The sequence below is a fragment of the Streptomyces erythrochromogenes genome (assembly GCF_040684695.1).
Classification (GTDB): domain Bacteria; phylum Actinomycetota; class Actinomycetes; order Streptomycetales; family Streptomycetaceae; genus Streptomyces; species Streptomyces erythrochromogenes_C.
Genome location: NZ_JBFBGM010000003.1, coordinates 248,506 through 262,243 on the forward strand (window position 1 = coordinate 248,506; position 13,738 = coordinate 262,243).

Sequence of the window (13,738 nt, forward strand, 5' to 3'; positions counted from 1 at the left end):
TGACGACGGCCTCGCTCAGGCCGGCTTGCGCCACACGGAGATGTGCTTCGCGGAGTCCTGGGTGAACGGCGACCCGTCCCAGTCCGCGACACGGCGTTCCGGTTCGAGCCCGGCGATCCGTGCCATGAGGTCGAGCTCCGCCGGCCAGGCGTAGCGGTGGCGGGAGTTGTCGCGGCGGTAGTGGCCGTCGTCGTCGCGGGTGAAGTGGTGCGAGACGAGGATCTGCTCGACCAGGTCGAAGGTGTCGAAGCCGACGTGCCGGTCGGAGACGTCGAACGGCACCGCCACCTGCCCGGGCGGCAGGAACCGCAGGGGCGGCACGCCCAGTTCGATGACGAAGCGGCCGCCGGGCTCCAGATGGCGTGCGGCGTTGCGGAAGCACTCGACCTGCTCGTCCTGCGTGAGCAGGTTCGTGATGGTGTTGTAGACGAGGTACACCAGGGTGAACCCGCCCGGGACCACGGTGGTGGCCATGTCCCCGATGACCACGGGGAGCGTGTCCTCGTCGGTCTTGCGCCGGAGCACCGCTGCCATGTGCTCGGACAGTTCGATGCCCACCACCGGCACGCCGCGTTCCCGGAGCGGGACGCCCACGCGTCCGGTCCCGATGGCGAACTCCAGTGCCCGGCCGTCCCCCGCGAGTTCGGCGAGGAAGGCGAGGGTCGGTTCGAGAGCGGCAGCCGAGGACGCCTCGGCCTCCTCGGCGTCGTAGCGGTCGGCGGTCGCGCGGGTCCACAGTTCACTGCTCGTCACGACGGCCACTGTGCCGGGCGCGGCGGGCACTGTCGACGCATTTACCCTCCCCCGGCCGCCGGCTCCGCCTCGGACTCCGCCGCCGGCGCGCCGCCTACGGGGCGATGTCGAATTCCGGTGCCTTGAGGGTCTTCAGGCATGCGGTGTCCGGTGCGGAGGGGTCGTCGAAGAAGGAGACGGCGATCTCCTGGGCGCACTTCGACGTCGCGAAGACCACGTGCGGCTCGTAGGGGACCGTGACGACCTTGGCGTTGGGCAGCGTACGGGCGACGTACGGGCCGTTGTCCGCGCCGGTCTGGGAGTCGAAGCCGCCCGACAGGGCGAGGGTGGGGATGTCGCTGCGGGTGGCGTCACGGATGGAGGGCGGCGCCGCGGGGACGTTCCAGGCGTCGCAGTCCGGGTGGAGGAAGGCCAGCTGCGGGGCCTGGGCCTGCACCGAGCGGGGGAAGGACGGGAACGCCGCCTGTCCGCCGCGGAGCGCCGCGTCCTCGCTCTCGTACGGGGTCCACTCGCTGCAGAAGACGCCGTAGACGAGGCCGTGCGCGACCCGGCCCATGGCCTGGGGGCTGAGCTTGCCGCCCGCCCACTGCTCGGCGATGCGCTGCGGCTTGCCGTGGGCCAGTTCGTCCAGGGCGGCGGGTACCTGGGGTGCCACGTGGGTGGCCGAGGTCATCCAGTTCACCAGGGCTCCCCCGTCGAGTACGACCTTCACCGGCTTGTCGCTGCCGGGGAGGGTGACGGTGGTGGTGACCGGCTCGGCCTCCAGTCGGCGGACGAGCTCGTCGAAGGTGGCGGACAGGTTCGGGTAGCGCTTGTTGCAGGCCGGCTGCTCCGCGCAGGCCTTGAACAGGCCGTCGAAGCCCTGCCGGGCGCTGCTCCAGGTCGCCGCCGAACCGGCCCTGGACGGCGGGAGGATGCCGTCGATGCCCACGGAGCGCAGCCCCTGGGGGTGCAGGCGCATGTAGGCCAGTGCCAGGTGGGTGCCGTAGGAGATGCCGTAGAGGTTCCACTTGTCGATGCCCAGCGTCCTGCGGAGGTCCTCGTAGTCGGCGGCGCTCTGGATGTCGTTGTACGCGCCGAGGTCGATGCCGGCGGCCGCGAGCTTGTCGCGGCAGGCCTTGGTCGCCTCGACGTGCAGGCGCCCGGTGGACGGCGCGTCGTGGGCGAGGCCGACGGAACGGGCGTTGAACGCGTCGATGTTGGGGCACAGCAGGTTCGGGTCGGCCGAGTACGTTCCGCGCTGGGACATGAAGACGACGTCGCGGTCGCGGTTGAGGCCGCCGTCGATCGCCATCTGCGCCTCCCCCACCGCGTCGTCCCCGGGGCCGCCCGCGAGCCAGACGATCGGGTCGGCCTTGGGCGCGTCGGTCGCCGCCGGCACGATGGCGACGCCGAGTTCGATCGTGCGGCCGCCGGGCTTCTCGCGGTTCTCGGGCACGGTGAGCGTGCCGCAGCGGGCTCCTTCGAGCGCCTTGATCGGTTCGGGTGTCCTCGGGCAGGGGCCCGGCTCGTACGTGGCGTCGCCGACCGTCCGGGCGACGGTGCCGGTCGGTGCTCCCGGGGTGGGGTCGGTGGCGGTGCGGCCCTGCGCCCGCGCGGGTACCGCGAGCAGGCCGGCAACGAGGAGCGCGGCGGCGAGGCCGGCCGATGACGGGGCGAGGAGGCCGCCTGCGGGGTGGCGACGGCGGGGCGCACGGGCGGTGGTCATCTGCCCTCCCGGTCATTCGGGGATGATCGTGAACGGTTGGGGTTCGAGGCCGTCCACGCAGCCGGTGTCCGGCGGCGCGGTCGGACGGTCGAGGAAGGAGGCCAGGACGCGCTGCGCGCAGGGCGACTGCGGGACCACCCAGTGGCCGATCCCGGGGATCTGCACGGTGGTCGAGCGGGGCAGGGTACGGGCCGCTTCCTCGGCCCACCTCGCCCCCGTCTTCACGTCGAAGGTGCCGGAGAGCAGGAGCACGGGGACGGAGCCGGCCGTCGCGACGCGCTGCACGGACGCGCGGTCCGGGACGTTCCACAGCCGGCACACCGGGTACTGGAAGGGGAGTTGCGGGGCCTGCGCGAGGACGGTGTCCGGCCAGCCGGGGAAGGCCTCGCGCCCTGCCTTCAGCACGTCCTTCTCGGAGTACCCGGGCGCCCATTCGGCGCACGCCACCGAGTTCGTCAGGCCGTGCGCGAACGCGCCGACGTTCTGGACCGATCCGGCGGCGCGGGCCTGGGCGAAGCGCTGCGGGTTCCCGGCGGCGAGTTCGGTGAGGGCCGCGGGGAGGTCCTTGGGCCGGGGGGTGAAGGCGACGATCAGGTTCAGCAGCGCGCCGCCGTCGAGGACGACCTTGACGGGCTCTCCCCCGCCCGGCGGTGGGACGTTCAGGGTCAGGGGCCGCGCCTCCAGCCTGCGCACCTGCTCGGTCAAGGTACGGCGGAGGTCCGGGTAGCGGTCCTTGCAGGCGGGCTGGGCCGCGCACGCGGCGAGGATGGCGTCGAGGCCCTCGTCGACGCTGCTCCACGTCCACGGCAGGGTCGCGTACTGGGGCGGCGTGACCGAGTCGACCGCCACGGCCCGGATCCCCTCGGGGTGCCTGCGCAGATAGGTCAGGGCCAGGTCGGAACCGTAGGAGTACCCGTAGACGTTCCACGAGGGGATGGCCAGCGCCTTGCGCAGGTCGGCGAAGTCGGCGGCGTTCTCCGTGGTGTTGTAGGCGCTCAGGTCGACGCCCTGGGAGGTCAGCCGGCCGCGGCACTCCTTGACGGCCTTGAGCAGGAGCGCTTCGGCCTGCTTCGCGTCGTATCCGAGGCCCACGGACTGCGCGTTGAACCGGTCCACCTCCGGGCAGGCGAGGTTCGGCCGGTCGTGGAGGTTGCCGCGCTGGGCCATGACGATCAGGTCGCGGTCCTTGTTCAGGCCCGAGTCGACGAGGAAGGGGATGTCGTCGAAGGCGTCGGCGCCGGGGCCGCCCGCCATGAACACCACGGGTTCCCGGGCCGGCTTCGCGGGGGTGCGGGCCGGGATGACGGCGACGGCCAGATCGATGGTCTTCCCGCCCGGGCGGGAACGGTTCTCGGGGACTTGGAGGACGCCGCACCGGGCTCCGCTCAGCGCCTCGACGGGCTCGGGCGGCTCCGGGCAGGCGCCGGGCACGAACCGGGAGGCCGGCGGGGCGGACGGGGTCGGTGGCGTCGTGGCTGCGGGCACGGGGCCCGCGAGTGCGGGGCCGACCGCCGTCAGGCAGGCCAGGGCGGCCACGACGGGCACCGCGCGGATGCTGTGCTTGGGCATGGGCCTCGTCCCTCTGCCGACATCGGCGGCGGACCCGCCGGGCGGCCCGGGGCCGCAGCGGTTGGGCGGAACGCTCCTCCTCGACGCTACCGGGTGGACCGTACGGGCGCACGCGGAGCCGGACGGCGGCCCCGGCCGGGCCCGACACACCCGCCCGGGTGCGGCGGATCACCGGTCGGGGCGAGGAGGATCGTACGGCGGCGGCGCCGGCTCCGAGCCGAACGAGGCCGTCGCCCTCCCCACCTCGCCGGAGTCACCATGGCCCCAACACCCCCGGACCCGTCCCGGCCGCCCCGGCCGTCCCGGCCGCCGCACCCCCGGCGGGCGTCGCTCCTGCCGGTCCTGCTGCCCATCGTGGTGCTGATCGTGGCGGCCGTCGGCGTGGGGTCGTGGCTGCAGTTCACCGAGCGGCAGGCGCTCGACACGGTCCACACGGCGGGGTCGGCGGCGGCCGACCGGATCGACGTGCGGGCGACCGTCCAACGCGTCGACGCCGCGGGCCGGGAGCTGCTGCTGCGGGTCCGGGTCACTCCGCGCGGCAGCCTCGGCGAGGAGGACGGGACGGCTCCGGTCGGGGACCTCAGCCTCCAGACCACCGAGGCGACCCTCGGCGACCTGTCGTTCAGGGCGCACGAACGGCTCGCGACCAAGGACGTCAAGGTGGTCATGGCGGGCGGGTCGGTCGCCGACTACCCGTTCGACGCCTACGAGACCGACATCGGGTTCTGGGCGCAGATGGACGGCAGGAAGGTGCCGGTCCGGTTGTTGTTCTCCAACAACGACACGCTCTTCTCCGTCTCCACGGTCCCCTGGCCCTCCCCTCAGGACGCCGCCCTGGGCGTGGAGTTGGTCCGCTCGGGCAGCCTGCTCGTCTTCGCGGTCCTCATGATGGTCGTGATGTGGGCGCTGGCGGCGTCCGTGCTCATCGGGACCTGGTACCTGACGAGCCGGGGCGAGGGCCTGGTCTGGCCCGCCCTCGGCTGGATGGCGGCCACCCTGTTCGCCCTCGCGGCGTTCCGCAACACGGCGCCGGGCTCACCTCCGATCGGCTGCGTACTGGACTGGTTCGCCTTCCTGTGGGCCGAGACCGTCATCGCCCTCTGCGTGATCGCCGTGGTCCTCGCCGGCGTCCGCACCGCCCTGCGGGAGGACGGCGGGGAGGACGAGCGGGACGACGGGCCGGACGGCGGAGGGGCCGCCGGGCCCGGGCCCGGCGGGGCGGGCGATCTTGGCCGGCCGAGCAGACAATGAGCACGAGGCGCCCGGCGCGGTGACCGGCCCGGACGGGCGCCCCGCGCCGCGCGCCGCGCGCCGCGGCAGTGCCACGGGCCGGCGAAGGACTGGTGCACGATGGCGGACGAGAGAGCCGAACGCATCGCGGACTTCATCGAGCCGCTGCGGGTGGAGCCGGGGTCGGAAGTACGCCTCGACCGGGACTTCGATCCCCGCTACAAGGCCGGTCTGAAGAAGCGGGACGGCGCGGAGCTGTTGCGTGGCGGGGTGTCGTTGCTCGCCGAGTACCAGGAGCGGCTGGCCGCCCAGGACACGTACGGCGTGCTGCTCTGCCTCCAGGCCATCGACGCCGGGGGCAAGGACGGGACGATCCGCCACGTGATGAGCGGCGTCAATCCCCAGGGCGTGCGCGTCAGCAGCTTCAAGGTGCCCTCCGCCGAGGAGCTCGACCACGACTACCTGTGGCGGTACGCCCGCCGGCTGCCGGCGCGCGGCGAGATCGCCATCTTCAACCGCTCGCACTACGAGGAGGTCCTCGTCGTACGGGTCCACCCCGACAACCTCGTCCGGCAGAAGCTGCCGCACGACGCGTGCGGGCCGGACGTGTGGGACCGGCGCTACCGGGAGATCAACCGCTGGGAGCACTACCTCACCGACAACGGCTTCAAGGTCGTGAAGGTCTTCCTCAACCTGTCCGAGGAGGAGCAGCGCCTGCGTTTCCTCAAGCGGATCGACCGGCCGGAGAAGAACTGGAAGTTCTCCGCGGCCGACGTCCGGGAGCGGGCCCGGTGGGACGACTACCAGGACGCGTTCTCCGCGATGCTGTCGGCCACGAGCACGAAGTGGGCGCCGTGGTACGTGGTGCCCGCCGACCGCAAGTGGTTCGCCCGGATCTGTGCGGCGGCGGTCCTCGCGCACACCCTGATGGACATCGATCCCCAGTACCCCGATGTGGGGGAGGAAGCGCGCAAGGCGCTGCTCGTCACCCGGCGGGAGCTGGAGGCCGAGGGACGATGACGGTGCGGGCGGAATCTGCGGGAGGGCGGCCCCCGGCTGCGGGGGACGCCTGGTACACGCGCACGCCGGAGGAGGTCGTCGCCGCGTTCGGCGTCGACCCGGCCGTCGGCCTGTCCGCGGCGCGGGCGGCTGAGCTCCTGGCCGCGAACGGAGCGAACGCGCTGCCCGAGGAGGAGCGGACCCCGGCCTGGCGCCGGTTCCTCGCGCAGTACCGCAGCTACATGCAGCTCGTGCTGCTGGCCGCGGCGGCCGTCTCACTCCTCATCAGGGAGTGGACCACCGCGGTCCTGCTGATCGTGCTGACCCTGCTGAACGCGGTGGTCGGCCTGCGCCAGGAGGGCAAGGCCGAGAGCGCGATGAACGCGCTGCAGTCGATGATGAAGGCGACGGCGCGGGTCCGCCGGGACGGCACGGAGGCCGAGGTCCCCGCGGAGCAGCTCGTCGTCGGGGACGTGGTGCTCATCGCCGCCGGGGACCAGGTGGGGGCGGACGGACGCATCATCGGGGCCAGCGCCCTGCAGATCGACGAGTCGGCGCTCACCGGCGAGAGCGTTCCCGCCGCGAAGGACTCCGGCACGCTCACGGGCACCCTCCCGGCGCCCGGCGACCGGACGAACATGGCGTTCATGAACACGCCGGTCACCCACGGCAGCGGCGTGCTCGTCGTCACCGCGACCGGCTCCGGCACCGAACTCGGCAAGATCTCCGGGATGCTGAGGGCCACCGAGAAGGAAGTGCCGCCGCTCACCAAGGAGCTCGACACCCTGACGCTGTGGATCACGGCCGCGGCGGGCCTGACCATGATCGTGATGTTCGCCCTGGGGAGGCAGCGGGACCAGGCGTGGGACGTGCTGTTCGTCAGCGCGGTCTCGCTGGCCATCGCCGCCATCCCCGAGGCCCTGCCGACCGTGACGCAGGCGATCCTGTCCGTCGGCAGCCTCAACCTGGCGAAGCGGAACGCCATCGTCAAGGAGTTGCCGTCGGTCGAGACCCTGGCGTTCACCTCGGCGATCAACTCCGACAAGACTGGCACCCTGACGATGAACCAGATGACGGCCGTCGAGGTGCTGAGCCCCACCGACCGGTACACGGTCTCGGGCACGGGGTACGGGCTGGAGGGCAGGATCCACCACGCGGCGGGCTCCGCGGCCGGCATCGAGGACGCGATCCTGCCGTACGTGGTGGCCAGCGACGCCAAGCTGGTGGACGGCGCGGTGGTGGGCGATCCCACCGAGGGTGCGCTGCTGGTGCTGGCGCACAAGGCGGGGCTGGACGTCGACACCACCAGGGAGGGCCTGCCCAGGCTGGCCACCCTGCCGTTCGACCCCGGGTACAAGCTGATGGCCACCTTCAACGAGGCCCGCGACGCCGCCGGACGGCGGGTCGTGCGGTGCTTCGTCAAGGGTGCGGCCCCGGCGGTGGTGGCGCGGGCCGCCACCGCGCTCGCGGCGGGCGAGACCGTCCCGTGGGACGCCGCGCTGGCCGCGCGGGCCGAGGAGCAGGCCGAGCGGATGGGCGGCGAGGGCCGCCGGGTGATGGCCGCGGCCACCCGGGACCTGGACCCGGCCGCCTTCGATCCGCAGGGCGACCTGCTCGCGTACGTCACGGAGTTGCGGATGACCAGCCTCGTCGGCATGGTCGACCCTCCCCGGGAGGAGGCGAAGGCGGCCGTGGCCGACGCCCGCGCGGGGCACATCCGGGTCCGCATGGTCACCGGTGACGACGTCACGACCGGAGCGGCGATCGCCCGGCAGCTCGGCATCCCGGGCGAGGCGATCCTCGGCGCCGACTTCGCCGCCCTGAGCGAGGAGGAGCAGATCGCCCGGATCGACGGCATCGGTGTGGTGGGGCGGGTCGCGCCGGAGCACAAGGTGCTGCTCGCCGACACGCTGAAGAAGAGGGGCGATGTCGTGGCGATGACCGGGGACGGCGTCAACGACGCGCCCGCGATCAAGGCCGCAGACATCGGCATCGCCATGGGCAGCGGTACGGACGTCGCGAAGAACGCCGGGCGCATGATCCTCTCCGACGATAATTTCGCGACCATCGTCTACGCCGTGGAGCAGGGCCGCAGGATCTACGACAACCTCACCAAGTACATCCGGTTCGTCCTGCTCCTGCTGGTCACGTTCGTCCTGACCTTCCTCGGGGCCACCGTGTTCAACATCGCCGCCGGTGAGCCCTTCACCCCGCCGCAGGTGCTGTGGATCCACTTCGTCGTCAACGCCTCTTTCGGCTTCGCGCTGGGCTTCGACCGGGAGAGCCCCGGGCTGATGCGGCGCACGCCGCGGCCGCGCGGGGAGTCGGTGCTCACCCGGCCCGTGCTGATCACGGTCGGACTCGGCGGGCTGGCGATCACCGTCGTCCTGCTGGGGCTGATCACGCTGGGCGAGTCCCACTTCGGGAGCATCGGGACCGGTCGCTCCATCGCGTTCACCGCGTTCGCGCTCTGTCTGATCGTGGCGGCGTTCGAGTGCCGCAGCGAGACGGACTCGGTGCTGACCGCGTCCACCTTCGACAGCAAGCAGATGAACTGGGTGGCGCTGGCCCAGTTCGTGCTGGCGGTGCTGGTGACCCAGATGGACGGCTTCCAGCGCCTCCTGGGGACGACGGAGATCGACGCCCGGCAGTTCGGCTGGGCGCTGCTCGCCGCCGTCGCCCTCCTGCTGCTGTGGGAGCTGGGCAAGCTCGTGGCCCGCCGGTCCCGAGGCACCTGATGGCCGGGGGGCCCGAGCAGGCCCGGCAGCCGAACCGCAGGCTCCTCTCCCGGGTGCGGGCCGTACCCGGGATCCGCGCGGCCGCGGCCTACCGCCGCGAGTGGCTGGTCAAGGACCTGGTGGCGGGGGTCGTCCTGACCACGCTGCTGGTGCCGCAGGGCATGGCGTACGCCGAGCTGGCGGGTCTGCCGGCCATCACCGGCCTGTACACGAGCGTCCTGTGCCTCCTCGGCTACGCGGTGTGCGGGCCGTCCCGGATCCTGGTGCTGGGCCCGGACTCCGCGCTGGGCCCGATGATCGCGGCCACCGTCCTGCCGCTGGTGGCCGCCGGCGGGGATCCCGACCGGGCCGTGGCGCTGGCGTCGGTGCTCGCGCTGATGGTGGGGGCCGTCATGATCCTGGCCTCGGTGGCGCGGCTCGGCTTCGTCGCCGATCTGATCTCCAGGCCGACGATGATCGGCTACATGAACGGCCTGGCGCTGACCATCCTGATCGGACAGCTGCCCAAGCTGCTCGGCTTCTCCGTCGAGGCGGACAGCCTGATCGGCGAGTGCGCCGGCTTCGTGCGCGGCCTCGCCGGCGGCGCGGCCGTACCGGCCGCCGCCGCGGTCGGCATCGGCGGGATCGTCGTGGTGCTGGTGCTGCAGCGCTTCCTGCCGCAGGTCCCGGCGGTGCTGGTGATGGTGGTCCTGGCGATCGGCGCGGCGGTCGTCCTCGACCTGGGCGGGCGCGGTGTCGCGCTGGTGGGGGAACTACCGGAGGGCTTCCCGCCGTTCACGGTCCCCGACGTCCGGCCCTCCGACCTGCCGCTGCTGCTGGGGGGCGCCCTGGGCATCGCCCTGGTGTCGCTGACCGACACGATCTCGAACGCGTCGGCGTTCGCGGCCCGTACGGGGCAGGAGGTGCGCGGCAACCAGGAGATGGCGGGCGTCGGGGTGGCCAACCTGGCGGCCGGCCTCTTCCAGGGCTTCCCCGTCAGCACCAGCGGGTCGCGTACGGCGGTGGCGGAGCGGGCGGGGGCCAGGACCCAGCTCACCGGGGTGGTCGGGGCCGTGCTCATCGTCCTGATGCTGGTACTGGTCCCGGGCCTGTTCCGCGACCTCCCCCAGCCGGCCCTCGCCGCCGTGGTCATCACGGCGTCGCTGTCCCTCGCGGACGTTCCCGGGTGCGTGCGGCTGTGGCGGCAGAGCCGTACGGAGTTCCTGCTGTGCTGTGCGGCCTTCGCCGGTGTGGCCCTGCTCGGCGTGCTGCCGGGGATCGCCGTCGCGGTGGCCCTGTCCGTCCTCAACGTCTTCCGGCGCGCGTGGTGGCCGTACCGCACCGTACTGGGGCGGGTGCCGGACCTGGAGGGCTACCACGACGTCCGCTCGTACCCGCGGGCCCGGCAGCTGCCGGGCCTGGTGATCTACCGGTTCGACGCGCCGCTCTTCTTCGCCAACGCCAGGACCTTCCGCGACGAGATCAGGCGCCTGGCGGCCGCGGACCCGCGGCCCGCCTGGATCGTGGTCGCGGCGGAGCCCATGACGGACGTGGACACCACCGCCGCTGACGTCCTGGAGGACCTGGACGAGGCGCTCAACGCGGACGGCGTGCACCTGGTGTTCGCCGAGCTGAAGGATCCGGTGCGGCGGAAGATCGAGCGGTACGAGCTCACCCGGACCATCGACCCCCGGCACTTCTTCCCGACCGTGGGGGCCGCCGTCGCGGAGTTCCGCCGGCGCACCGGGGCCGAGTGGACGGACGGCGGCCGCTGACCGCTGCGGGCGGCACGCAGAGGAGCGGCCCTCCGTTGTGCGGAGGGCCGCTCCCGACGACTCTGCCGAAACGTTACTTCGTAACCTTCAGCAGCTTGTTCGCCGTGCCGGACGACGGGTTCTTGATGGCTCCCTCCGTCGCGGCACCGGTCAGCGCGGCAGCCGTGTCGGCCGGCGTCGCGGACGGGTGGGCCGCCAGGTACAGGGCGGCGGCGCCCGCCACGTGCGGGGAGGCCATCGAGGTGCCCGAGATCGTCTTGACCCCGGTGTCACTGTCGTTCCAGGCCGACGTGATCTCCGAGCCCGGCGCGTACAGGTCCACCACCGAGCCGAAGTTCGAGAAGTCCGACTGCTGGTCGTCCTCGGTGCTGGAGGCGACCGTGAGGGCTTCGGGCACCCGGGAGGGGGAACCCTGCCCGGCGTCGGAGGACTCGTTGCCGGCCGCCACCGCGAAGCTCACGCCCGCGTCGATGGCCCGCTTGACCGCCGCGTCCAGCGCCTCGTCGACGCCGCCGCCGAGGCTCATGTTGGCGACGGACGGACCGGAGTGGTTCTGCGTCACCCAGTCGATGCCCGCGACGACCTGCTCGGTGGTGCCGGAGCCGTTGTCGTCCAGCACCCGCACCGCGACGATCTTGGCTTTCTTCGCGACACCGTGCGAGGCGCCGGCGATGGTTCCGGCCACGTGCGTTCCGTGGCCGTTGCCGTCGTCGGCGCTCTCATCGTTGTCGATCGCGTCGAAGCCACTGGTGGCCCGGCCGCCGAAGTCCTTGTGCGTGGTGCGGACGCCCGTGTCGATGACGTAGGCCGTCACCCCCTCACCGCCGCCGTCGGGGTACGTGTACTTCTGGTCGCCGGCCGTGGCGGCCTGGTCGATCCGGTCCAGGCCCCAGGACGGGGGCTTGTCCTGGGTCTCGCTGATGGTGAAGCGCTTGTTCTGCACGACCGTGCCGACGGCCGGGTCGGCGGCGAGCCGCTTGGCCTCCTTCTCCGTCAGACCGGAGGCGGAGAAACCGTTGACCTTGGAGCCGTAGGCGCGCTCCAACTTGCCGCCGTACTTCTTCGCCAGGTCCTCCTTGTTCGCGGATGCGTCGAGGATGACGACGAAGCTGCCGTCCACGGCGCCCGGGGCGCCGAGGCCGTGCACAGTCCCTTCGGCCGGTGTGGCCGCCCCCGCGAGGGGGCTCGCAAACAGCCCCGCGGCGACCGCTGTTGCGGCTGACGCGGCTATCGCCGTGTTGCGAAGGGCTTTGGATCGCTTGTGAGTTGCCATGAAGAGGGTTCTCCTCGTGTTGACGTGTGGGGCGTCAAACGTTCTGTAGAACCCTGTTCCGATTGACAGGAGCAAATCAAGGGCGAACCGGGGGTAAGGACTTGTTCAACAAGGTTTCTTAAAACCCCCTCCACACCTCCTCCACCTCGCACACGCGTTCTCACGAACTCCCGCGTGTAATACGCACGTTCTTTCGGCGGCGACACCGGAGCTATCCCGCGAAGCCCGCCGCGTAGGAGGCGAGCCCCTCCGCGGAGGCTCCGGCCCACCCGACGTAGCCGTCGGGGCGGACCAGGAACACCCCGTCCCCGTAGGCCTCGTACGCGGGGATGCGGACGGTACGGACCTCCGCGAGCCCGGGAAGTCCGGACAGGTCGGGCAGGCTGCGGCCGGCGGCGCCCGCCGCACCGACGGCGAGCAGCGTCCAGTGCGCCCCGCGGAACTCCTCGAACAGCCGGACGCCGCCCCGGATGCCGTCCGGTGCGCGGTCGCCCGCCCGCAGCGCCCCCTCGGCCAGGCCCGTACGGGTCTCCACGGCCAGGGCGCCGTCGCGGTAGCCGAGGCCGAGCTGCCGGGTGGCGGCGCCGCGACGGGCCTCGCCTCGGTGGATGCGGGTGGACAGGCCGAGCATCTCGGCGGCGACCGGCAGCCGCTCCTCCTCGTAGGAGTCGAGCAGCGAGGCGCGGACTCCGGCGCGCAGGACGGCCGCCAGCTTCCAGCCGAGGTTGTAGGCGTCCTGGATGCTGGTGTTGAGTCCCTGCCCGCCGGCGGGCGAGTGCACGTGCGCGCTGTCGCCCGCGAGGAGGACGCGGCCGTCGCGGAACCGGTCGGCCATGGCGGCCCGCGGCCGGAAGTCCGAGGCCCAGCGCACCTGCGTCACATCACCGGGGGCGAGGTGGGAGCGGGCCGCGACCACCGTCCGGATCCCGTCGAGCGAGAGGTCCGGCTCGACGCCCTCCGCGAACTGCGCGACCGCCTGGAAGTCCTCCGTACCGGCCAGCGGGCAGATCGCCAGGAAGCCGCCGCCGTCGGCGGGCGGGAAGACGTGCCAGTTGTCGCGGTCGAGGCCGGTGATGCGCAGGTCCGCGACGAGCATCGGACTCGGGTCGACCGTCTCGCCCGTCATGGCGATGCCCAGCGCGCGCCGCAGGGTGGACCGGCCGCCGTCGGCGGCGACGGCGTAGCGCGCGCGGACGGGCGTCCCGTCGGCGAAGGCGACCGTCACCCCCTCGGCGTCCTGTTCGACGCCGGTCACCTCCCGGCCGAAGGCGATCGCGCCGCCCAGCTCCGCGAGTCTGGCGGCGAGGATCTCCTGGGTCCGCCACTGCGGCACCATCCAGGGGCCCTCGTACGGGGCGCCCTCGTCCGGGGCGACGTCGTCGAACATCCGGTGCTCGCCGGCGCGGACGCCGTCCCGCCAGACCATGCCGACCGGGTAGGGGGCGCCCGCCGCCCGGATCTCCTCGTACACGCCGAGGTCGTCGAGCACCTCCAGGGTGCGGGGCTGGAGCCCCTTGCCGCGGGACCCCGGGAAGAGGGAGCCGGACCGCTCGACGACGAGGGCGTCGACTCCGTGGCGGGCGAGGTCGACGGCGAGCGCGAGCCCGGTGGGGCCGGCGCCGACGACGAGCACCTCCGTGCGCTGGATCTGCAGGCCCACGACACTCTCCTTAACGTTGTTAAATTCAGGCACCGCCAGCATGCATTTAACGCC

Annotated in this window: 9 protein-coding genes; 4 read left to right on the forward strand and 5 right to left on the reverse strand. The window is 72.7% G+C overall.

Translation table 11 applies throughout. The features are described 5' to 3' along the window. Positions 1-15 precede the first annotated feature (15 nt). The 3 genes from AB0O53_RS08365 to AB0O53_RS08375 all read right to left on the reverse strand — a co-directional run bounded on the left by AB0O53_RS08365 (position 16) and on the right by AB0O53_RS08375 (position 4,030). On the reverse strand, positions 16-753 hold the full coding sequence (locus tag AB0O53_RS08365; RefSeq protein ID WP_350991032.1) for a class I SAM-dependent DNA methyltransferase: 738 nt from the start codon (positions 751-753) through the stop codon (positions 16-18). 94 nt (positions 754-847) lie between these two features. Then, positions 848-2,461, reverse strand: a complete 1,614-nt coding sequence (locus AB0O53_RS08370) for an alpha/beta fold hydrolase (RefSeq protein WP_365194003.1) — start codon at positions 2,459-2,461, stop codon at positions 848-850. A 12-nt stretch (positions 2,462-2,473) separates the two neighbouring features. Then, complete coding sequence (locus AB0O53_RS08375) at positions 2,474-4,030, reverse strand: alpha/beta fold hydrolase (protein WP_365194005.1); 1,557 nt, start codon at positions 4,028-4,030, stop codon at positions 2,474-2,476. Between the two features lie 258 nt (positions 4,031-4,288). On the opposite strand from AB0O53_RS08375, the gene AB0O53_RS08380 reads away from it, so the two are divergent. From AB0O53_RS08380 to AB0O53_RS08395, 4 genes are all read left to right on the forward strand, one after another. Then, positions 4,289-5,281 carry a DUF4436 family protein gene (locus tag AB0O53_RS08380; RefSeq protein ID WP_435886621.1) on the forward strand — a complete coding sequence of 331 codons (993 nt, stop codon included), beginning with the start codon at positions 4,289-4,291 and terminating at the stop codon, positions 5,279-5,281. A gap of 99 nt (positions 5,282-5,380) precedes the next feature. Continuing rightward, a complete protein-coding gene (locus AB0O53_RS08385; protein ID WP_365194007.1) occupies positions 5,381-6,280 on the forward strand; it encodes a polyphosphate kinase 2 family protein in 900 nt (299 codons plus the stop codon). A 2-nt stretch (positions 6,281-6,282) separates the two neighbouring features. Next, positions 6,283-8,997 (forward strand): cation-translocating P-type ATPase, encoded by a 2,715-nt coding sequence (locus AB0O53_RS08390; RefSeq protein WP_403137474.1) that lies wholly within the window; start codon positions 6,283-6,285, stop codon positions 8,995-8,997. Beyond that, complete coding sequence (locus AB0O53_RS08395) at positions 8,997-10,751, forward strand: SulP family inorganic anion transporter (protein WP_365194012.1); 1,755 nt, start codon at positions 8,997-8,999, stop codon at positions 10,749-10,751. The genes AB0O53_RS08390 and AB0O53_RS08395 overlap by 1 nt, the downstream gene beginning before the upstream one ends. Before the next feature lie 73 nt (positions 10,752-10,824). Here the strand turns inward: AB0O53_RS08395 and AB0O53_RS08400 are convergent, their stop codons facing one another. Next, complete coding sequence (locus AB0O53_RS08400) at positions 10,825-12,024, reverse strand: S8 family peptidase (RefSeq protein ID WP_365194014.1); 1,200 nt, start codon at positions 12,022-12,024, stop codon at positions 10,825-10,827. 211 nt (positions 12,025-12,235) lie between these two features. Then, positions 12,236-13,726, reverse strand: coding sequence for an FAD-dependent oxidoreductase (locus tag AB0O53_RS08405; RefSeq protein WP_350991018.1), 1,491 nt, complete (start codon positions 13,724-13,726; stop codon positions 12,236-12,238). Positions 13,727-13,738: the final 12 nt, after the last annotated feature.